13 protein-coding genes, 4 tRNA genes and 1 pseudogene are annotated in these 21,140 nt (G+C 58.2%); 10 read left to right on the top strand and 8 right to left on the bottom strand.

What is annotated here, in order from left to right:
* Positions 1 to 185: 185 nt before the first annotated feature.
* The gene (locus NOX35_RS10170; RefSeq protein WP_182286566.1) at positions 186 to 560 is read right to left on the bottom strand and encodes a helix-turn-helix domain-containing protein; all 375 of its coding nucleotides are present in this window, start codon (positions 558 to 560) and stop codon (positions 186 to 188) included.
* Between the two features lie 477 nt (positions 561 to 1,037).
* Here NOX35_RS10170 and NOX35_RS10165 point away from each other — a divergent pair, with 477 nt between their 5' ends.
* The gene (locus NOX35_RS10165; RefSeq protein WP_256496549.1) at positions 1,038 to 1,304 is read left to right on the top strand and encodes a hypothetical protein; all 267 of its coding nucleotides are present in this window, start codon (positions 1,038 to 1,040) and stop codon (positions 1,302 to 1,304) included.
* A gap of 130 nt (positions 1,305 to 1,434) precedes the next feature.
* Here NOX35_RS10165 and purL read toward each other — a convergent pair whose 3' ends face one another.
* Complete coding sequence (purL, locus tag NOX35_RS10160) at positions 1,435 to 5,445, bottom strand: phosphoribosylformylglycinamidine synthase (RefSeq protein ID WP_256496548.1); 4,011 nt, start codon at positions 5,443 to 5,445, stop codon at positions 1,435 to 1,437.
* A gap of 179 nt (positions 5,446 to 5,624) precedes the next feature.
* Here purL and map point away from each other — a divergent pair, with 179 nt between their 5' ends.
* The 3 genes from map to NOX35_RS10145 all read left to right on the top strand — a co-directional run bounded on the left by map (position 5,625) and on the right by NOX35_RS10145 (position 9,605).
* On the top strand, positions 5,625 to 6,437 hold the full coding sequence (gene map, locus NOX35_RS10155; RefSeq protein ID WP_256496547.1) for a type I methionyl aminopeptidase: 813 nt from the start codon (positions 5,625 to 5,627) through the stop codon (positions 6,435 to 6,437).
* 190 nt (positions 6,438 to 6,627) lie between these two features.
* The gene (locus NOX35_RS10150) at positions 6,628 to 9,270 is read left to right on the top strand and encodes a [protein-PII] uridylyltransferase (RefSeq protein ID WP_256496546.1); all 2,643 of its coding nucleotides are present in this window, start codon (positions 6,628 to 6,630) and stop codon (positions 9,268 to 9,270) included.
* A 74-nt stretch (positions 9,271 to 9,344) separates the two neighbouring features.
* On the top strand, positions 9,345 to 9,605 hold the full coding sequence (locus tag NOX35_RS10145; protein WP_182286562.1) for a hypothetical protein: 261 nt from the start codon (positions 9,345 to 9,347) through the stop codon (positions 9,603 to 9,605).
* A 67-nt stretch (positions 9,606 to 9,672) separates the two neighbouring features.
* Here the strand turns inward: NOX35_RS10145 and asd are convergent, their stop codons facing one another.
* Positions 9,673 to 10,536, bottom strand: coding sequence for an archaetidylserine decarboxylase (asd, locus tag NOX35_RS10140; protein WP_256496545.1), 864 nt, complete (start codon positions 10,534 to 10,536; stop codon positions 9,673 to 9,675).
* Between the two features lie 411 nt (positions 10,537 to 10,947).
* Here asd and infA point away from each other — a divergent pair, with 411 nt between their 5' ends.
* Entirely contained in the window at positions 10,948 to 11,205 is a 258-nt protein-coding gene (infA, locus tag NOX35_RS10135) for a translation initiation factor IF-1 (protein WP_003056533.1), read from the top strand.
* Between the two features lie 71 nt (positions 11,206 to 11,276).
* Positions 11,277 to 11,353, top strand: a tRNA-Pro gene (locus tag NOX35_RS10130).
* A 535-nt stretch (positions 11,354 to 11,888) separates the two neighbouring features.
* On the opposite strand, the gene NOX35_RS10125 is transcribed toward NOX35_RS10130, so the two are convergent.
* Positions 11,889 to 11,965 (bottom strand) — tRNA-Met (locus NOX35_RS10125).
* Positions 11,966 to 12,873: 908 nt separating this feature from the next.
* Between NOX35_RS10125 and NOX35_RS10120 the strand changes: the two genes are divergently transcribed.
* Entirely contained in the window at positions 12,874 to 13,023 is a 150-nt protein-coding gene (locus tag NOX35_RS10120; RefSeq protein ID WP_182286543.1) for a hypothetical protein, read from the top strand.
* Between the two features lie 785 nt (positions 13,024 to 13,808).
* Here the strand turns inward: NOX35_RS10120 and NOX35_RS10115 are convergent.
* From NOX35_RS10115 to NOX35_RS10105, 3 genes are all read right to left on the bottom strand, one after another.
* Positions 13,809 to 13,884: transfer RNA gene (locus tag NOX35_RS10115), tRNA-His, on the bottom strand.
* A 140-nt stretch (positions 13,885 to 14,024) separates the two neighbouring features.
* Positions 14,025 to 14,100 (bottom strand) — tRNA-His (locus tag NOX35_RS10110).
* A gap of 65 nt (positions 14,101 to 14,165) precedes the next feature.
* Entirely contained in the window at positions 14,166 to 16,064 is a 1,899-nt protein-coding gene (locus tag NOX35_RS10105) for a SurA N-terminal domain-containing protein (RefSeq protein WP_256496544.1), read from the bottom strand.
* Positions 16,065 to 16,717: 653 nt separating this feature from the next.
* Here NOX35_RS10105 and NOX35_RS10100 point away from each other — a divergent pair.
* The 3 genes and pseudogenes from NOX35_RS10100 to NOX35_RS10085 all read left to right on the top strand — a co-directional run bounded on the left by NOX35_RS10100 (position 16,718) and on the right by NOX35_RS10085 (position 19,591).
* Complete coding sequence (locus NOX35_RS10100) at positions 16,718 to 17,035, top strand: hypothetical protein (protein WP_182287337.1); 318 nt, start codon at positions 16,718 to 16,720, stop codon at positions 17,033 to 17,035.
* A gap of 565 nt (positions 17,036 to 17,600) precedes the next feature.
* Positions 17,601 to 17,792 (top strand): annotated as a pseudogene (gene rdgC / locus NOX35_RS10090) (recombination-associated protein RdgC); the annotation flags it as partial.
* 605 nt (positions 17,793 to 18,397) lie between these two features.
* Positions 18,398 to 19,591, top strand: a complete 1,194-nt coding sequence (locus NOX35_RS10085) for a diguanylate cyclase (protein WP_256496543.1) — start codon at positions 18,398 to 18,400, stop codon at positions 19,589 to 19,591.
* 248 nt (positions 19,592 to 19,839) lie between these two features.
* On the opposite strand, the gene NOX35_RS10080 is transcribed toward NOX35_RS10085, so the two are convergent.
* Complete coding sequence (locus NOX35_RS10080) at positions 19,840 to 20,142, bottom strand: hypothetical protein (RefSeq protein ID WP_256496542.1); 303 nt, start codon at positions 20,140 to 20,142, stop codon at positions 19,840 to 19,842.
* Between the last annotated feature and the right edge of the window lie 998 nt (positions 20,143 to 21,140).

The following is a 21,140-nucleotide window of genomic DNA, read 5'->3' as shown; positions in this document are numbered from 1 at the left end:
TGCCGCCACACCTTAGCATCCGTGCTACTTTTGCTTACCAATAGCTTGACCCGGCGTAGGTGCTCATGCCGTTCAAGCTGCTCGCAACAGCAGCTGGCTACCCATGCGGCTGTCGAATGGATACTGAGGATCTGGCTTCTCTGGGTCAAACCGGCCAGGACGCCTGCGAAGCCACACACCCTATGTCAAGGCCTTGGCAGCCGGTTGCGGGTCGGTGATTCGGCCACTGAGGACACTTCATCTGACAGGCCCGTTGCCAACAAAATAGAAGACTGCAAGAGATGCTGTTTGGCAGCCGAGGAACAGCGTCGAAAGTGATCCAGCAAAAGCTGTTCGCTGGCATCCTCCGCTGGCAAATCTGACTGACGCTGGCCGGTCAGCACAAACAGCACATCAACGCCTGCTGCGGCAACTGCAGCAAGGTACTCGCTATCCGGCTTTCGTTCGTCTTTCTCATAGAGCAGTTGCGCCTGCTTGCGCACGCCGCCAAGTTGGCCAAACCCTTCCTGATTCAAACCAAGGCGTTCTCGTTCCTCACGCAAACGCGAACCAATACCCATATGCGTAACTTAATATTGACAAATATACGCATTTGCGTACCATTGTCATACCCAAGCCATGCTGGCGCCGCCTAACGACGCTGCACCAGCGGCAAACAGCAGCAGCCCTTTGCACAGAGCTACTGCACCTATTCACACCAATCGATGGATTTTGACATGAAGCAGCTACATCTCTGCGCCCGGACGCACGCCTGACTTGAGAGTCAAGGCATTCGCCCGCCTTACATGCATGAAGCAGCCCAAAATCAGCGTTGCCCGCTCGATAGCTGTCGCCATGCCGGCCTCAGCAACAGTCACGCTGGGAATATCTGTTGCAGAGCCAGGCATTCGCGGCCTTTGACTGGCTCCCGCATGTTGCGGGCTTGATGCTGTCAAAGCATCAGCGACTGCGGCGAGGAAGTCGGTGCAGCTGAAGCATGCGCTATTCAACACCTACGCCAGGGACTGCCAAGCATGCCCTGGCTGGAGCCTTGAGTCATGAGCCAAGACATTTTCGATCAGCATCCGGATGGCGAGGCAGTTGCGGCAGCGGCTTCATTGGTACCGGCAACCGTGCCGCAAGCCCAGATGGCCTGCCACGAAGCGCAGTTGATCGGCTATGCATTGAGTCACCACGTGCCGGACATGCGACGAGGCTTCGAGATCCTCACCCGCCACGGCAGCTGGCATGTGGACGCAAAACCAGCCACAAAGATGGCCGAGCTGATGCGCCAGCATCTGATGCAGCAGCTCGAAACGATCTAGGCACAGGCCTTCAACAGAACGCGTAAAGCGACTCACCCTTGCCTGCAACCGATCTCCATAAGGCCATGAGACATGAAAAAAGGCTCTGCACAATGCAGAGCCTTTTGATTGCACTAGCAGTGCCAGGGGATCAACCCAGCCACTTGCGTGCGTTGCGCCAGACGCGCATCCAGGGGCTGAATTCGGACTTGTCGCCCGAAGTCCAGCTCATCTGCACATTGCGGAACACGCGCTCGGGGTGAGGCATCATCGCGGTGAAGCGGCCATCAGCCGTGGTCACTGCGGTCAGCCCGCCAGCCGAGCCGTTGGGGTTGAACGGATACTGCTCGGTAGGCTGGCCGTGATTGTCCACATAGCGCATGGACTTGACCACCTGCTCGGCATTGCCACGGAACTGGAAGTTGGCAAAGCCCTCGCCATGCGCCACGGCGATGGGCAGACGGGAGCCGGCCATGCCTTGCAGGAACAGGCTGGGCGACTCCAGCACTTCCACCATGCTCAGACGCGCCTCGAAGCGGTTACTCTGGTTTTGCGTGAAGCGCGGCCAATCCTGTGCACCAGGGATGATGTCGGCCAGTTCGGCGAACATCTGGCAGCCGTTGCAAACGCCCAGGCCGAAGGTGTCGGTACGACCGAAGAAGGCCTGGAACTGCTCGGACAGACGGTCGTTGAAAGTGATGGAACGCGCCCAGCCAATGCCCGCACCCAGGGTATCGCCGTAGCTGAAGCCACCGCAGGCCACCACGCCGGCGAAGTCCTTGAGCTGCGCACGGCCGGACTGCAGGTCGCTCATGTGCACGTCCACTGCATCAAAGCCGGCTTCGGTGAAGGCGTAGGCCATTTCCACATGGGAGTTCACACCCTGCTCGCGCAGCACCGCCACGCGAGGCTTGGCAGCCACGTTGATGAAGGGCGCTGCCACATTCTCCTGAGGGTCGAACGTCAGATGCACATGCATGCCGGGGTCGCTGGGTTCGCCCGCCGCAGCATGCTCGCTGTCGGCGCACACGGGGTTGTCGCGTTGCTGGGTGATCTTCCAGCTCACGGCATCCCAGACCTGGTGCAGATCGGACAGGGTTGCGCCGAACACCTTGTTCGCATCACGCCACACCTGCAGCTCGCCCTTGCCGGCGTCCACAGGAGACGAAGCAGGACGGGTCTTGCCGATGACATGGCTGCACTGGATAAGGCCATGTTCACGCAGCACCTGCAACACTTCGGCACGGTCTTGCGTCCTGATCTGCAGCACGGCGCCCAACTCTTCGTTGAACAGCGCGCGCAGGGTCAGGTCTTCGCGACGGCCGGAGACCTGCTTGCCCCAGTTCTTGCCTTCGCCGCTGTCCATGCGGCTGTCGGAGATGCCATCGCCTTCGGTGATCAGCATGTCCACATTCAAGGCCACGCCCACATGGCCGGCAAAGGCCATTTCGGCGGCCGTGGCCAGCAGGCCGCCGTCACCCCTGTCGTGGTAGGCCAGGATCAGTCCCTTGGCGCGCAGTGCGTTCACTGCATCCACCATGGCGATCAGATCCTTGGGTTCGTCCAGATCCGGCACTTCGTTGCCCGACTGATTGAGCACCTGACCGATGATGGAGCCGCCCATGCGCATCTTGCCGCGGCCCAGGTCGATCAGCACCAGGGTGCTGTCTTCCACCCCGGCATTGAGCTGGGGCGTGAGCGTGGTGCGCACATCGTCGATGGCGGCAAAGCCGGTGATGATCAGGCTCACGGGCGAGGTCACCTTCTTGGTCTGGCCGTTCTCGCTCCACTGGGTACGCATGGACAGGGAGTCCTTGCCCACGGGAATCGAGATGTTCAACGCAGGGCACAGCTCCATGCCCACGGCCTTGACGGTGGCGTACAGTGCAGCGTCTTCACCGACTTCGCCGCAGGCGGCCATCCAGTTGGCCGACATCTTCACCTTGGACAGCTCGATGGGCGCGGCCAGCATATTGGTGATGGCTTCGGCCACGGCCATGCGGCCCGAGGCGGGCGCATTGATGGCGGCCAGCGGTGTGCGCTCGCCCATGGCCATGGCTTCACCCTTGAAGCCCTTGTAGTCGGCCAGGGTCACGGCCACGTCGGCCACAGGCACCTGCCAGGGACCGACCATCTGGTCGCGATGGGTCAGGCCACCGACGGCGCGGTCGCCGATGGTGATCAGAAAGCGCTTGGAAGCCACAGTAGGGTGGGCCAGCACTTCGATCACGGCCTTTTCCAGCGGCACGCCGGTCAGGTCCATGGCGGGCAGCTCGCGCTCCACGCTGGTCACATCCTTGTGCACCTTGGGCGGCTTGCCCAGCAGCACGTTCATGGGCATGTCCACGGGGAACTTCTGGTCGCCGGACTCGACCGCCGTGTCCTCCAGCACCAGTTGGCGCTCTTCGGTGGCCGTGCCGATGACGGCAAACGGGCAGCGCTCGCGCTCGCAGAAGGCCGTGAATTGCTCCAGCGATTCGGGAGCGATGGCCAGCACGTAACGCTCCTGCGATTCGTTGGACCAGATTTCCTTGGGCGACAGGCCTGACTCTTCGAGCTTGACGGCTCGCAGGTCAAAACGTGCACCGCGCCCGGCATCGTTGGTCAGCTCGGGGAAGGCATTGGAGATACCGCCGGCACCCACGTCGTGGATGGCCAGGATGGGGTTGCCTGCGCCCTGCTGCCAGCAATGGTTGATGACTTCCTGTGCACGGCGCTCGATCTCGGGGTTGCCGCGCTGCACCGAGTCAAAGTCCAGTTCTGCCGCATTGGTGCCCGAAGCCATGGAACTTGCCGCACCGCCGCCCATGCCGATGCGCATGCCGGGGCCGCCCAGCTGGATCAGCAGCGTGCCAGCAGGGAACTCGATCTTCTTGGTCAGCTCGGAATCAATCACGCCCAGGCCGCCGGCGATCATGATGGGCTTGTGGTAGCCGCGGGTGATGTCGCCGACCTGCAGCTCGTACTCGCGGAAATAGCCGGTCAGATTGGGACGACCGAACTCGTTGTTGAACGCCGCGCCACCCAGAGGGCCTTCGATCATGATCTGCAGCGGGCTGGCGATATGTTCGGGCTTGCCTATTTCGCTGCCCCAGAGCTTGGAGACGGTGAAGCCGGTAAGGCCGGCCTTGGGCTTGGAGCCACGGCCGGTTGCGCCTTCGTCACGGATTTCGCCGCCGTTGCCGGTCGATGCACCGGGGAAGGGCGAAATCGCCGTGGGGTGGTTATGTGTTTCCACCTTCATCAGCACATGGTTGGTAGCCGCCTGCTTCTGATAGCTGGGCGCGCTGACTGCGTCTGCCTTGGCATCGAACTTGGCGACAAATCGCTCGACCTCATGGCCTTCCATGATGGAAGCGTTGTCTGCATAGGCCACCACGGTGTGCTGGGGCGAGCAGGCTTCGGTGTTGCGGATCATGCCGAACAGCGACTTTTCCTGCTCCACGCCGTCGATGGTGAACTTGGCGTTGAAGATCTTGTGGCGGCAATGCTCGGAGTTCGCCTGTGCGAACATCATCAGTTCCACGTCCGTGGGATTGCGCTTGAGATCGTTGAAAGCGTTGACCAGATATTCGATCTCGTCTTCGGCCAGGGCAAGGCCCCATTGCTTGTTCGCGGTTTCCAGCGCTGCGCGGCCACCGCCCAGCACATCCACAAACTCCATGGGCTGTGCAGCCAGGGTGGTGAACAGTTGCTCGGCCTCCGCGCGTGTCGCAAACACGGACTCGGTCATGCGGTCGTGCAGCAAAGCGGCGACCTGGGCGGTCTGCTCTGTCGACAGCTCGGGCTTGCCGCCCAGCAGGCCGGACTTCATGTCCACGCGATACTCGGTCATGCGTTCCACACGGAACACATTCAGGCCGCAGTTGCGGGCGATATCGGTCGCCTTGGAAGCCCAGGGAGAGATGGTGCCCAGGCGGGGGGTGACGATGAAAGCCAGGCCTTCTGCGCTGCCCTTATAGGGGTCACCATAAGTCAAGAGCGCCGACAGGCGCTCTTGCAATGCGGGCGCAACTGCTCCCTCGGTGGCAACCAGGTGCACAAAGCGTGCAGATACGCCGGTGATCTTGGGGTGGATGGCGACCAGGTCGGTCAGAAGCTGTTGGGCGCGGAACGAGCTCAGGGCGTTTCCACCCTCAAACTGTGTCAGATGCAATGTCACGTGGCGGCCTGTTTATGTGAAGGCTGTTGAAAAGCGTCCTGGCCAATCCTCTGCCTGAGAGGACCGGGCCAAAGCGCTGAATTCGGTGAGCCTCGGATTTTACCGTGCCTCGGGGTTAGTCCGAATGCTCACACCCACAAGCCCTGCATGTTCAAGCGCGCAATGGGATAATTGCGGCCATGAGCATCACACTGAAGACCCCCGAAGACATCGAGCGCATGCGCGTTGCAGGCCGCTTTGCTTCGGATGTGCTGGACTACATCACCCCCCACATCAAACCCGGCATCACCACCCAGCAGATCGATGATCTCTGTGCCAAACGCATGGCCGAGCAAGGCACCAAGACGGCCTGCCTGGGCTATCAGCCTCCGGGCATGACGCCCTATCCGGCCTATGTCTGCACCTCGGTCAACCATGTGGTGTGCCACGGCATCCCCAACGACAAGCCTTTGAAGAAGGGCGATATCGTCAATGTCGACGTGACCATCATCACCGAAGACGGCTGGTTCGGCGACAACAGCCGCATGTTCATCATCGGCGAAGGCACGATTGCTGCCAAGCGGCTATCCAAGCTGACCTTCGAGGCCATGTGGAAGGGCATCGCCCAGGTCAAGCCCGGTGCCACGCTGGGCGATATCGGCCACGCCATCCAGACCTATGCGGAGAGCAACAACCTGTCCGTGGTGCGCGAATACTGCGGCCACGGCATCGGCAAGGTGTTCCACGACGAGCCCCAGGTGCTGCACTACGGCCGCCCCGGCGAAGGCATGGTGCTGGAAGAAGGCATGGTCTTCACCATCGAGCCCATGCTGAATCTGGGCAAGCGCGACATCAAGGCCATGCCCGACGGCTGGACCGTGGTCACCAAGGATCGCAGCCTGACCGCCCAGTGGGAGCTGATGCTGGCCGTCACCAAGACTGGCTATGACGTGCTGACCTGGTCCGATGGCTCGCCCACTCCGCCCGACTTCATCACGGCCATCCGTACCTGAGCGCGCTGCTGCCGCTGATCTGCATGCCGCATCCGGCCAAAGCTGGATGCGGCATATTTTTTGCTTGTAAACCTTGTGCTGCAAGCGCCATGCGCTCATCTTTTTGCCATCACAGGCCTCAAGCCCAAGTCAGTTGGGTTAAGGTGACGCTCAAGCACTTGCCCTGTTGAAACGCTTTTTTCTACTGCGCATGACCTCCTCTGCCCACTCCTACGCCCACTCTGCCGACGTCTCCGACCTCACCTCGCTACAGAGCCTGCGCGAGCAATACCGCGAGGCCAAGGCCCGGCAGATGGAGTTGCTGCGCAACCCCACGCTGGGCAGACGCAGCGTGCGCGGAGTGCTGCACCATTTCAGTGAACTGGCCGATGGTCTGCTGCGCACCCTCTGGCAACGCGCGCAGATGCCGCAAGGCGCTGCCCTGCTGGCCGTGGGTGGCTATGGGCGCGCCCAGCTCTTTCCCTACTCGGACATCGATGTGCTGGTGCTGCTGCCCCAAAGCAGTGCACAGCCAGCTGTGGAATTTGCGAGCAACATCGAACAGTTCATCAGCAGTTGCTGGGATGCAGGCCTTGAAATCGGCTCCAGCGTGCGCAGCATCGCCGAATGCCTGCAGGAGGCTGCACAGGACCTGACGGTGCAGACCGCCATGCTGGAGTCACGCCGCATAACCGGCAGCAAGGCCTTGTTTGCCGACTTCGAGCAGCAGTTCCGCGCGCAGCTCGATCCCAAGGCCTTTGTCGAAGGCAAGCTGCTGGAGATGCGCCAGCGCCACGCAAAATACGACTTCACGCCCTACTCGCTCGAGCCCAACTGCAAGGAATCGCCCGGCGGGCTGCGCGATCTGCACACCATGCTCTGGCTGGCCAAGGCCGCAGGCTTCGGCAACAGCTGGCATGAGCTGGCCGAGCAAGGCCTGATCACCCATTTCGAGGTCCAGCAGCTCGAATCCAACGAGTCCCTGCTCAGCCTGATCCGTGCACGCCTGCATGCCGCTGCCGGCCGCCATGAGGACCGGCTTGTCTTTGACCTGCAGACCGCCGTGGCCGAAGCCTTTGGCTACCGCTCCACCACGCCGGAGGGCCGCAAGCTGGCCATGCGCGCTGGCGAGACCCTGATGCGCCACTATTACTGGGCCGCCAAGGCGGTGACCCAGCTGTGCCAGATCGTGCGCATGAGCATCGAGGAACGCCTGAACCCCGGCTCGCACGAGCTGATTCAGCTCAATGATCGATTCTGCGAGAAGGCCGGCACCATCGAGGTAGTCAGCGACGATCTGTACGAGCGCGATCCGCATGCCATTCTCGAAACCTTTCTCATGTATGAGCAGCATGAAGGATTGACGGGTCTGTCGACGCGCACCCTGCGTGCGCTGTATGCCAGCCGCGATGTGATGGACAGTGCTTTCCGTCGCGATCCGGTCAATCGCGCCACCTTCATGAAAATCCTGCAGCAGCCGCGCGGCATCACCCATGCCATCCGGCTGATGAATCAGACCTCGGTACTGGGCCGGTATCTCTGGCCCTTCCGCCGCATCGTGGGGCAGATGCAGCATGATCTGTTCCACGTCTACACCGTGGACCAGCATATCCTGATGGTGCTGCGCAATGTGCGGCGCTTCTTCATGGCCGAGCATGCGCATGAGTATCCGTTCTGCTCCCAGCTCGCAGCAGGCTGGGACAAGCCCTGGATCCTCTATCTGGCGGCCCTCTTCCACGATATCGGCAAGGGCCGTGGCGGCGATCACTCCGTGATCGGCGCCGTCGAGGTCAAACGTTTTTGCCGCGCCCACCAGATCGACAAGGCCGATGCGGAGCTGGCCGAGTTTCTGGTGCGCGAGCACCTGACCATGAGCCAGGTGGCCCAGAAGCAGGACTTGTCCGACCCCGATGTGATTCGCGCCTTTGCCGAACGCGTCGGCAACGAGCGCAAGCTCACCGCCTTGTACCTGCTGACGGTGGCCGACATTCGCGGCACCAGCCCCAAGGTCTGGAGTGCCTGGAAAGGCAAGCTGCTGGAAGACACCTACCGACTGACCCTGCGCGTGCTGGGTGGTCGCGCCCCGGATGCCGCCGCCGAAATCGAAGCCCGCAAACGCGAGGCGCTGGTGCAATTGGCCCTGTCCGCACAGCCTTTCGAGTCCCACAAGAAACTCTGGGAGACACTGGATGTGAGCTACTTCATGCGCCATGAAGCGGCCGACATCGCCTGGCATACCCGCCATCTCTCACGCCATGTAGGCCAGGGCAAACCCGTGGTGCGCGCGCGGCGGTCGCTGGCCGGCGAAGGCCTGCAAGTGCTGGTCTATGCACCCGACCAGCCCGATCTGTTTGCTCGCATCTGCAGCTACTTCGACCGGGCCGGATTTTCCATCCTCGATGCGCGCGTGCACACGGCCAACAACGATTACGCACTGGACACCTTCCAGGTCGTCGCACCCACTATGCAGGAGCAGTACCGCGAACTCATGCACATGGTGGAAAGCGATCTGACGCAGACACTGCTGCGGGGCGGCCCGCTGCCCACACCCTCGCAAAGACGGCTGTCGCGCCGCGTCAAAAGCTTTCCATTCGCTCCGCGCGTCATCCTGCGCCCCGATGAAAAAGCCCAGCACTGGCTGCTGTCCATCTCAGCGTCAGACCGCGCCGGCCTGCTCTACATCATTGCCCGCATCCTGGCCCAGCACCATATCAGCGTGCATCTGGCAAAGATCAGCACCCTGGGCGAGCGCGTGGAAGACACCTTCCTCATCGAAGGCCCGGAGCTGCAGGACAACAACAGCCAGTTGCGCATGGAGACCGAGCTGCTCAAGGCCCTGGCCCAGCCCGGTTGAATCAGGCCCGGCAATTCGAGCTTTAGTTTGATGATTCGCTGCCGATAAGCAGTCACCACTACTACGGAAAGCCCATGCAGCTCGCCTCCAATGAAGTTGCGGCATCGCCGCCCACCACACGCAGTGGCCTGTTTCATATGCCGTTGTTTCGCCCCGGCACCGAGGTCACTCAGAATGGCCGACGCGAAATCGTCAGCCATGTCATCTTGCGCAGACGCGAACTGATGGTCTACCTCCGAGGTCAAGACGACCCGGTAAAACCCGATCGCCTGAGTCTTGCACCCACGGTGTTCACCACCGAACGCCGGCCTGAACCACTGACCTGGTTTCTTTGATCCCTCAAAACAAGAAAGCCGCCGAGCTCATGGCATCAGCGGCTTTTTCTATGGAATCCTCCGGCTATCAGCCCAGTTTGACCTGTGCATTGCCCATGACCTGACCCAGCTGCACCGGCGCGGCTGGCTGCCACTGCGGATTGAACTGCAGGCCTGCCGCTTGTGGAAACAGCATGACCACTGTGGAGCCGAGCTGGAAGCGACCCATCTCTTCGCCTCTAGCCAGCATCACCGCTTCGGCACCATCGTAATTCCAGGTCTTGATATGGCCTGGGCGCGGCGGGTTGACCAGGCCGTGCCACACCGTTGCCATGCTGCCCACGATCGTCGCCCCCACCAGCACTAGCACGAATGGCCCATGATCGCTATCGAACACGCAGACCACGCGCTCGTTGCGCGCGAACAAGCCGGGTACGCCACGTGCAGTAGCCGGGTTCACCGAGAATAGATCCCCTGGTACATAGATCATGCTGCGCAGCTTGCCGGCACAAGGCATATGAATGCGGTGATAGTCGCGCGGGCTCAGATAGATCGTGGCAAAGCTGCCGTTATCGAACTGACGGGCCAGAGCCGCATCGCCCCCCACCAGGGCGGTCGCACTGTATTGATGCCCCTTGGCCTGAAATATCTGCTCGCCTTCGATTCTGCCGAACTGGCTGATCGCACCATCTACAGGGCAAATCCAGTCGGCCTGCGCCAGAGGGCGAACACCGTCCTTGAGCGCACGCGTGAAAAAGGCATTGAAGGTCTTGTAGGCGGCAGGATCGGGATTGGCGGCCTCGGCCATGTTCACCCGGTAGCGCTGGATAAAGCGGCGAATGACCGCCGTCGTCAATCCGCCGGCCTCGGCTTGCGCAAGTTTTCCCATCAGCGCGGTCAGCGCCTGCTTGGGCAAGAAATATTGGGAAAGTACGGCAAGTCGATCAGACACAATGGATTTTTGCTATCAAAGTTATAGAGCTGTCGAACAGGATTCTAGCCAAGACCACGACAGCGGCGGCTATCTTTGAGGGCTACAGGCGTTTTACCCCATCCAGGCCACCGCCCAGGCACGATATCTCAATGATGCAAGCGTCATGACAAAGAGCCATGCACCCGTCTCATCGCTGCGACGCTTTACCCCTTTATGAGGGCATAAGCGAAGGCGAGACGCTACAATTCCAATGTTTAGCTGAATGCTGTTTCACAGCATGGCTTGATTGGATATCGGCCTTTTGTTCGGTCTGCGCAAACAGCGCAGCGCCCTTGCCACATTGAGGCCTGAGCACTTGTACTGCTCAGGCCTTTTCCGTGGTGATGACGAGCAAGCGCCGCAACTGACCTTTTCTGAGAGATTGAACAAATGGCCAAGGAAGAACTGATTGAAATGCAAGGCTCCGTGACGGAAGTCCTGCCTGACTCGCGTTTTCGCGTCACGCTGGACAACGGTCACCAACTGATTGCCTATACCGGCGGCAAGATGCGCAAGCACCACATCCGCATTCTGGCCGGCGACAAAGTGTCTTTGGAAATGTCGCCCTACGACCTTACCAAGGGCCGTATCACCTTCCGCCACTTGGCCAACCGTGGCCCGGCCCCCACGACACCTCGTTCAAAATAAATAGCGCCTCATCATCAAAAATTCGCCACTTTCAAAAGATGCGCAATTTTTTGTAGTTAGAATAGAGGCTTCGGAGCGTAGCGCAGCCTGGTAGCGCATCTGCTTTGGGAGCAGAGGGTCGCGAGTTCGAATCCCGCCGCTCCGACCAAATGACAAGGGGTTAGATCGAAAGATCTAACCCCTTTTGTCTGTCTACACTTCGCAGCCTCACGGTTGCTTATACGCGCCATCATATTTATTTGTGGCTTGACCGACCAAGAATCGCTCAACCCCCTTTGAGGCCAGCACGGAACATTGATGCTTTGCGCCCTCATGGCAGAAAACCGGCGGCCCCCGCAACTCCAGCTTCCACACCTTCGGCCCAAGGTGACACATGCAAGAGCTCTCCACGAGCTATGAAGCAGCCCTCGTCATCCGTGCTGCATGCCACTCGGGCGCAGCCTTGGCTGGCTCAAGGGAACAAGAAAAGTCGATGAGGCAAAGCCCTGACCGCAACAACCAACTCTCGGCTGACAGAAGGCAAAAGAAAAAGCCCTGACTGCTACAGCCAGGGCTTGGGAATTGGAGCCAGGGGTTAAGCCATCTTTCAGTGCTACAACCTGAACCTAGCGATGCGTATCTTGCTCTCGAAATATGACAGAAAGATGGCAAAAAGCCCTGACCGTTTCCGGCCAGGGCTTTATTGGTTGCGAGGGCCGGATTTGAACCAACGACCTTCGGGTTATGAGCCCGACGAGCTACCAGACTGCTCCACCTCGCGATATTCCGCGTCGGGGGCCAACCACCATTCCTAGGCGCCAGCATAATTTCCCCGACGGCTGCATTGTAGCATATATGTATAAATTTACAGCATGAATAGATATTCAGTAATGATCCCCGCCAGGAAACAACACAAAAGCCAGCTGGCTGGCCTAGCGGACTCTGCCCACTAGAACTCGTGTTGCTTATTTTCAGCCGCCTCTTGGAGCGCTTCATTCAGACCACCAGCCTTCTTCCAAGCGGCACCTTCAACCTGCTTTGCGCCCCATGGCTTCGCCCGTATCTATCCGGTAACTCGTGGAGCAATTGAGTTTCATGCCTCCAGGCAGTGACCCTTTCTTTCTATAGTCTTGAGAATCGCAAGGTTATTTGCAAACGATTCTCAATTGCAATTATCATTCATCCCATGGTGCGGCGAATCGCTGCACCGCCTCTTCATCGTGGGGCGCTGACAAGCGAGGGCTTGCAGCGTTTTAGCTAGCCAGCGGCCCTCTCCTATTAGCCAAGCCTTTTTTCCACGATCAAGCCAATCAAGTCGGCAACCGCAGCAGCACAGCCAAACACCGTTGTGCAATCACAAGCACGGCTCTCAACCGGAGCACAGGCCAGAGCTTCTCGACTGCGCCATCACGTTTGCGGCCTGCCCTCCGCAGCAGCGATACACTGAGCCGCTGACCCGGATTGGACGTATACAGACCTCAGCCCCCCCTGGCGATGCGATCCGAGTCCCTGCACGCGCAGCCTTTTCCTGCCCGGGCAGACAGCCTAACGACCGAACGGCAGGACCGAGCAATGCCCGCTTGAAAATCTGCAGGCACACCTCACGGCTTGCATTCCTGTCAACGAACTGACACAGTCAAACGTTAAAAAGGGACACATCAGCTTCAATCCACCCTTCAAGGAGTAGCCATGACCTACCTGTACGCCGCCTATCCTGAACTCAAAGCGACGATTCAAGAGATCATGACGCCAATGCCTGACCCGCGCTCTCCCGAAGAAGTTCTGCGGATGCTGTCCCAGAACCCTCCCGAAGGCGAGTACAGCGCTGACGCTTTCTAAACAGTCTCCAGATAAACCAAGCCACCTCAAAGGTGGCTTTTTTGTGTTTCAGGCCTAGCGTCGACCGTGCCCACGTCCGCCGTGGTGCTTATGCCCCCCCGCCATGACCACCTGACCGATGACCATGATGCTTGTGACCGTGCGAATGCCCGTAGAACCCATCATGGTGACGGTGCCCATCACCATGTCCGTGATGTGCGTAGCAGCCAGACAAGAACAACGCGAATGCCGAGACTCCAAGTAACTTTTTCATAGCAATAAGTCTAGGTTATTCAATCGCTTACAGGTATTCGATGTGTAAGCAAGTGAAGCTCCTGCCCACACCCCGTCGGCCTTGAACTGATTTTTTGTTTCTGCAGCTTCATATGAACCCGACTTTGGCGAAGCACAACAGCCCCCCCCAACATCCAGGACCAGGATGGCTGCGATACGAACCCAGGAATGAAGCTTGAGCGTCAGAAGCACCTTGCCGCCAGGGCCGACACCATGCTGCCGACAGGAAAGGATGGCCGGCACGGCGCCGCGCTTGTCCCCCGCAACTGCCGAGCCAGTGATACCGCTTGCGCCTGCCGCAGTGATGCTGCACATCGTCTGCTGGCGGGACGGCCGCAACTCTGCCCTGGCTGCAATTGAAGGTGTGCAGCGCCAATAACACGCAGGTAGCGCAATGGACAAGCCCAACCGCCTTCACGAGGCTTTCAGCGCCTAGGGGCCTGTTTGGCAAGGAAGTAGGGCTTCAAAAACAAAAATGCCTCACAAGAAAACCTGTGAGGCATTTTATAAACTGGGGTGGCTGATGGGACTCGAACCCACGACAACAGGAATCACAATCCTGGACTCTACCAACTGAGCTACAGCCACCGTAGAAGTCTCTATTGTACTTCAGAATTTGAGCTATCAAATCAAAATTGAGAGCAATAAACACTGAACTAGCAACGATTCAAGGCAAACACCTCTCATCAAATAAAAACGCTCTGCGCTGCAGAGCGTTTTCAAAATTCTGGGGTGGCTGATGGGACTCGAACCCACGACAACAGGAATCACAATCCTGGACTCTACCAACTGAGCTACAGCCACCGTAGAAGCATCTATTGTAATGCATAAATCAGACCGCAAATAAACTCGCGCCTGATTTAAATGCCTTACTGAGGACGCGGAACCTTGATCTGGACCTTGAAAGTCTTCTTCAACTGCTCATAGTAGGCCATGACTTCAGCCATGGAAGACCACTGAGTGAACTGCGCTTTTTGCTGCTCCAGGACCTGAGCATCTTGCGCAGGACGCGGGGCAATGCGGTTGACCTTGATCACCGCGTAACCTGCATTGCCAAGGTCGACACCCTCCCATGCAGGCAGGGCATTCGTGGGGGCGCGCAATGCCGCATCCAGCACTTCACGCGGCAGATCCCTGGCTTGATCGCGCCCTACCTCGACCGCCGCAGGCAGCTGAGCCGCTTCAGGCTTGGCCTTCCATTCGGCCATCTTGGCCTTGCCCTCCTGCTTGGCCAGTTCTGCGGACTGATGCGTCACATATAGCTGCTTGAGCTTCTCACCCACTTCATCCATGGACTGAGTATGCGCAGGAGCATAGCTCAGCACACGACCAGCCACCAGGTTGCTGGGAGCCAGCTCCACAGCATCAGTATTGCGCTTGTTCTCCAGAGAATCTGCGGAGAACAGTGCCTCAAGGAAACGCTTGTTGGCCAGAGGACCTTGCGCACCAGGGGCTGGCTCACGTGTCACGTTCTCGGCCTTGTGAACGCTCAGCTTGAACTTCTCGGCCACAGGCTTGAGGCTTTCGGACTGCTCGTAAACGGCGTTGGAGAAGGCTTCGGCCGCCTCTGCAAACTTGCGCTGGGCCTGTTGCTGCTTGAGGTCTGCTTCCAGCTTGGGGCGCATTTCCTCGAACGAGGGCACCTTGGGCTGCTTGATGCCGGTCAGCTCGATGATGTGAAAGCCAAAGTCAGACTCGACCACATCGCTGATGTCGCCCTGCTTCATCTTGAAAACGGCTTCTTCAAATGGCTTGACCATGGCATCGCGGCCAAAGTAACCCAGATCACCACCATTGGCAGCAGAGCCGGGATCCTGCGAGTTGGCCTTGGCTACCTGGGCGAAGCTCCTGGGATCTTTGCGCACCTGGGCCAGCAATTGCTCAGCCTTGGCCTTGGCTTTTTCACGCTCTGCAGCCGGAAGATCCTTGGCCGCATTGATCAGGATGTGACTGGCACGACGCTCTTCGGGACCGGCAAGACGGGCGGCGTTTTCCTTGTAATAGGTGCGCAGGTCGTCTTCGCTCAGAACAATGCCTTGCTGTACAGCGGCCAGGTCCAATTGGACATATTCCACCGTTGCTGCCTCGGGCTGTTTGAACTGATTGGTGTGAGCTTCATAGAAAGCCTTGAGCTCGGCCTCCGTGGGTTGGACCTTGCCTGCAAAGGCACTGGCATCAAACCGGGCAACTTGAATTTCTCGGCGCTGATACAGGGCGTCCATGGCCTGCTGCAACTGCGCGGCAGTCGTGAAGCTGGTCGAAGACACGGAACCCAGTACCTGATTGAGAGCCAGTTCACGACGCAGATTGGCTTCAAACCCTTCGGGAGTCATGCCCTGCGAGCCGACCAGAGCCTTGTAGGCTTCTGCATCCAGCGAGCCATCGGGCTTTTGCAAGGAGGCAATCGCGGGGATTTCACGCAAGGTACGCACCAACTGTGCATCGGGCGTTGTCAGGTGCATCTTGGCTGCAGCAGCTGCCAGCACGCGATCACGCACCAGCTTCTCCAGCGTGGCATAGCGCGCCTCTGGCGAGTCGAGCAGCTTGGCATCCATGGTCGGATTCTGCGCACGCAGGCGGTCGCTTTCAGCCCTGTGAGCGTTGTCCCAGTCCTGCTGGGTGATGTCATGCCCATCCACGCGGGCCACAGTCTGGCTGGACTCGGTGAAATAGTTCTGGTTGACTCCGACAAAAATGAAAGAGGGAATGATCAGCAAGAACAACAAGATCATCACGAACTTGGAATGCTTGCGGATGGATTCGAACATGGTCAATCTTTCTGCGGCAGCAAAAATAAAGGCGAACTTGCGTTCGCCTCATTAACAATGGTGAAAGCCGTGCGACCCGCTTGCGCCACCGACCGGGCCTCTACAGGGCACTGATGCTCTACAGAACTGCCATCCAACCTCCACCAACAGGGTTAGGCTAATCCTGTCCATTCTAACTGCCAGCTTTTCCATTGCCGCTGTCCAGCCAGGGCATCTTGCATAGAAATACCCCGAACAACCGTCACCTCCAGTAGCAATAAACGCCAAAACGCAAAGAAGGCTTGGAGCTCTCTAAGCCTTCTTTGCGCTGTAGCGGCGGATGCTGAATGTCTCGAACCGCCTAGCCACTCTGCGCAAAGGTCCATATCTCCAGAAATATCAGCAACTTGCAGAAGTCTCCAACTTTCCTGAGCACCCACATTCAAGGATGGCGCACACGCACGCGACTGCTGAGGCATTCACTGTTTGACGCCTGGTTCAGGCCACGGAAGCTACTCGCAGAACGCCCTAATCCAATCCCATCCGGCGTCCTCCTTGGCCTCGTCGTCGGCATCTCAAGGACGCCCCCCCGAGCACCCGATGTGAAGAGCAGGCTTCTACAACATGATCCTTCGCAGTCTCTACTACCCTGGGAATGCTTCTTTGACCGCGACATGCGAACCATCCTCGACCTTCACCCCACAGCAAAAGATGTGGGCGAGTTTGTGGACGTAAAGCACTACGCCCTGCATGACGCACACCATGAGGCCAAGCAACTGGCAAAGTCACTCACCCTGCTCCAGAGCCTGATTGCCAAGGGGACCTGTGAAATGGCCACATACCCGCACCCTGGCCCTCGCGCTTCTGATAGCACCGTCCCTGGAACAAAGCTGCTGATCGCGCTTCAGTGGATGCTGACCCTCTTTGACTTCTTCTGCCTGATTGGCGTTCCCGTGGTGAATGCCAAGACACCAGATGCCTGGCCGATGTAAGTGCGATCGACTCAATCGAGATAGCTGCTTGCGCTTTATAGACAGGTGCTACGGAGCGAAATCATGAAAAATCTCGTTGCAGGATTGATCCTGACCGCCGCCATCTGCATGGGCGGACCAGCACTCCCGCACAAGCAGATGAGCCAACCTTTCCCATCAAGACGCTGAGCGATGAATTCACGTGCCCCGGCATGCACACCGAGCGCTGGATGAAAAAGCCGTTCAATGCCTGAAAGTGAAACAATGACCAGAATCCCCAGTGAAGCAAGGTGCTCGGCTGACCAGTCCTGTCACCTGGAGAGCCTGCAGAGCGTCACATCCCGCCTAGGACAGCTATGACTGCAAAGAGTTGCAGCGCACACTGGGCATTCCTGATAGCCGCTTCCGTGTGTTTGAGCTGCCAAGCCGCGCCCATGGCCTGCTGATCTCCTCCAACGGCACGCGGCTCCCCCTACCCCCGCCTCAACGACAACACGACCCGCTTCTCAACGGGTTTCGCTTTTCTGGAACTCAGGTGCTCAAGAGCATGATCAGTTACCGCATTGCCAAGAGCTGACAAGAAAATCTGCAGGTGCAGGAAGATGCCCTGCCGCTGGCTGCGCAATGGGCCGTGCGCTTCATGACCGAGACCAAAGTGCTGCCGGCCAGCGTGCTCAAGCGCAAAGTCAACGAGAAGGTCAACCGCCGCAAGCATGGCAAGAAAGAGCTCCGCGATCTCAAGGATGAGCCTAAGCTGGATCTGCTGCCCACGGTCTTCGCCAGTGGTGACATACGCGCCCAAGGAGGGGAGACCTAGCGCCAGCGTCGCCTGGCATCCAAGGCGGAACCTGCGCCTGTTCACACAGGCTGGCGGGTCACCGGCATCCGACCCGGGAAGCTGAATGGGGCAAGGCAGGCCCATGAACGGCTTTCCCAGATGGCACAGAAGGCAGGCGGCAAGCCACCGAAGCCCTTCGACGAAGCCTCATGGCTTCGCACAGCAGTACACAGCAAGCCGTACATCCTTCAAAAGGCCTCCCGGCAATACAAGGAGCTGACCATAAAGGCAGGCTGGCTATTCAGATCCGGAAGATTAAAAAGGTTACGGCATAACAGTCAGAAGTCCCACGGAAGTTACATGCCAGCGACGAATGCGAATCAATAACCTGGAACGATTTTCATTCGCAGAAAAAATCTTGGCATTGACAAATTTTGACTGATTTACCACTCCAAACAAGAAGCAGGCTGACATAGATGAGGGAGGACGCACGCTGTAATTAATTGCGGCACCAATAGCGAAACACATGTACGGTGAAAGCAGATTGTCGCTTTGCGCTCAAGGAACAGGCGCTACCACTCTTCGATCGAGGAGGCTCTGGTCATATGTTCGCGAATGACGACCTCTTGGTTCTGACGCCACCTCTGGCGATCTTTGTTCTGGCAGTCATATTGGTTGCTGTCTGGCTCGCCCAACGATCTCAGCGCTTTCTGCTTTGGCAATCTTGCGCCTATTCACTCGCTGCACTGCCTCTTGCAGCTCAAACCTTGATGCCCCTGGAGGAGCTCACTCGCTACGCACTCTTGATTGGCAGTTTCTACCTGCTGAGCGCTTGGTGCCTTGCGAAAAGTTGGGCAGAGAGATGGCGTGTATCGGCCCAGCCACTTGTAGCGCTACTGATTGCCAGCATCACGTTAGCTGCGCTGTATTACTTCAGCCGGATCAGCCCCAACGTCTGGGCTCGAGTGAACTCCTTCAGTGTTGGTTCAGGTCTTGTTTTGCTGCTACCTGTCCTCCAGGTCTATTCAAGGAAAAACTCATTTGACTGGCTCGACAAGTCACTGCTCTGGCTGAGCATCATTTTCACAGCCTACACCCTTACTCGACCCATGATTATTTCGCTGCTGGGATACCGGGATCCACGGTCATTTCCAAGATCGCCGTATTGGCTCTTGACACTGGTGAGCATATTGAACTTCGCGATACTCTTTACCTTGGTCATGACCGCCATTGCTGCAAAAGAAACTGTTGGCAAACTACAGAAAGAACGTGACCTTGATACTTTGACCCAGACATTGAATCGCAGATCCTTCCATGAATATGCCCAGAAGCTTTTAACCGACATGAGGCTCTATCCCATGGCGGTGCTGGCCTGTGATATAGACCACTTCAAACGAATCAACGATATCTGGGGCCACGAATGTGGCGACAAGGTGCTGCAGCTTGTCTCCGCGACTCTGCAAAACCATGCAAGAGAGCACGACCTCGTCGCCAGGTTCGGTGGTGAAGAGTTTGTGATTCTGTTGACCGACATCGCACTGCAAGATGCAGAAGAAATTGCTCAACGCATCCGACGAGACCTCCGCTCGAATAAAGACCTTCTTCTCTCTGGCACAAAATTGACCATGAGCTTTGGGATTGCATCAATCACCGATCCATCCCAGCTGGACCATGCCTTGAGAGAAGCCGATCAGCTTCTTTATCAGGCAAAAAATGCTGGACGTGATCAAGTGCATGTATCGGGAATAAGCTATCCAGATATCTCTATCGAGAGCACTCATCCCAGCCTCGACCCATAGTTGCAAGATGACCTGCCGCAGCGCTTTATGAAAACCCTGTAGCGGGAGCTTTCCCAGCCTGCCACTGAGCGGGCTTTTGGCGTTCTGGGGAGCAATGCTCAAGAACATGATCATTTAGTGCATCGCCATCGACTGGCAGGGCGATCTACAGGTGCGGGAGGATTTACCCCGCAACAGATTTTCTTTGCCGACTGCGGCTCCACACAGGAACGCTCGGAGCGTCGCCCATCTTCGCAACTGCTTGGCGCTCAAAGCCAGGAAGCCAGCATCACTTCAATATTCGACCGTATTTTTTCAAGCGTCTCCTTAAAGCGCTTGCCCTCATCGGCCAGCTTCTTGTAATCGGACTCTTGCTTGCTCTTTAGGGCCGCAAGATGCATATCTAACTTAGCGCGCTGCCTCATGGCCTGATCCAAAAGCCTCTCAGCTTCCACTTGATCGGCAGCGTTCGCACTCATTTTCTGTGCACGCTTCATCAACACATCTATATGAACCAAGTCCGCTTCAGACTCGCGGATGTGTCTTTCAGCCATCTGTTCGATCGTTTCCATGGCGAACTCCTAGCCAGGGAGAGTCGCGTGAAGAGTCCTGCCAAATTGGTTGATATTCCGATCCTCTCGGAACACAGCAATCAAATCAGCTACCCCCTCGCAGTCGCCCCAATCTATAAGGTACCGCATCTGCCCAGCCCACAACAAGTAGGAGCAACCCAACACTATGAAGCCAATGAGCAAAACCGCTGAACTGGAATCTTCAGCACCAGCAATCTCTAACTTTTCAAGCTGAACAGCCCGCCACCAAGCGGGCTTGTTTTCTGGAGCACATGCTTACATCTCAATTCGGGCGGGCACTGCCTGTCAAACTGATGACTGACCTGTGACTGCGATGCCAGCACAGGCATTGAGCATGCCAGCAGCCGCTCCATTGACACTGGGATCAACCATGACCCCGACGCAATCGGCACACCCGATGCCAACACCGCCCCCCGAAGACCCGCCACTATCGCGCGGGCATTCGGGAGATGTGCCGCGCGAAGCCACGGGTGGGTAGTTGTAGACCTGCTGAACGTATCCAGCCCAAGGGCGAGCGCGAGGTAACCATAGACATTGCTGCGCATGCTCATGCATGCGTGAGCGCTATAGCGCCCAGGACTTCCCGCCGAGCTACATCATCGATCGCCCGGCTGCAGACCAGTCTTCCACAAAAACGGTCCGGAAGCGAACGGCCGGCAACAGCGTCAACCCTCTGGCTGATCGTGACCGGGAACAACAACGAAGCGAGCCCGCACAAACAACCAAATGAGCAGACTTCCTAGCAGTCCCATCCAAGTCCCAGTCTTTAAGGCCGTGGATTTGGATTCGCAGGAGATGGCTCAGGCCTCGGCACTGCAGCTCCAGGATCTGGCTGTGGTCGCTGTATTCCCTCCATTGCCGGGGGCCGCGTTTCCAGTTCAGGCCTTGGTGCTTTGTCATCGCAGGCGCTCAGCGCGCCAGCGGCCACCAGCAACGCGATAGCAGATAGAGATTTCATGATTGGCCTCCTGTCATCG

Source organism: Comamonas sp. C11 (genome assembly GCF_024496285.1).
In the GTDB taxonomy this organism is placed as follows: Bacteria; Pseudomonadota; Gammaproteobacteria; order Burkholderiales; family Burkholderiaceae_C; genus Comamonas; species Comamonas testosteroni_F.
This window is presented reverse-complemented; position numbering and strand designations above follow the sequence as displayed.

Bases quoted from the DNA above. Each gene is read 5' to 3' on its own strand.
- NOX35_RS10170 (WP_182286566.1), bottom strand. From the start codon at position 560: ATGGGTATTGGTTCGCGTTTGCGTGAGGAACGAGAACGCCTTGGTTTG.
- NOX35_RS10165 (WP_256496549.1), top strand. From the start codon at position 1,038: ATGAGCCAAGACATTTTCGATCAGCATCCGGATGGCGAGGCAGTTGCG.
- map (WP_256496547.1), top strand. From the start codon at position 5,625: ATGAGCATCACACTGAAGACCCCCGAAGACATCGAGCGCATGCGCGTT.
- NOX35_RS10150 (WP_256496546.1), top strand. From the start codon at position 6,628: ATGACCTCCTCTGCCCACTCCTACGCCCACTCTGCCGACGTCTCCGAC.
- NOX35_RS10145 (WP_182286562.1), top strand. From the start codon at position 9,345: ATGCAGCTCGCCTCCAATGAAGTTGCGGCATCGCCGCCCACCACACGC.
- infA (WP_003056533.1), top strand. From the start codon at position 10,948: ATGGCCAAGGAAGAACTGATTGAAATGCAAGGCTCCGTGACGGAAGTC.
- NOX35_RS10120 (WP_182286543.1), top strand. From the start codon at position 12,874: ATGACCTACCTGTACGCCGCCTATCCTGAACTCAAAGCGACGATTCAA.
- NOX35_RS10105 (WP_256496544.1), bottom strand. From the start codon at position 16,064: ATGTTCGAATCCATCCGCAAGCATTCCAAGTTCGTGATGATCTTGTTG.
- NOX35_RS10100 (WP_182287337.1), top strand. From the start codon at position 16,718: ATGCGAACCATCCTCGACCTTCACCCCACAGCAAAAGATGTGGGCGAG.
- NOX35_RS10085 (WP_256496543.1), top strand. From the start codon at position 18,398: ATGTTCGCGAATGACGACCTCTTGGTTCTGACGCCACCTCTGGCGATC.
- NOX35_RS10080 (WP_256496542.1), bottom strand. From the start codon at position 20,142: ATGGAAACGATCGAACAGATGGCTGAAAGACACATCCGCGAGTCTGAA.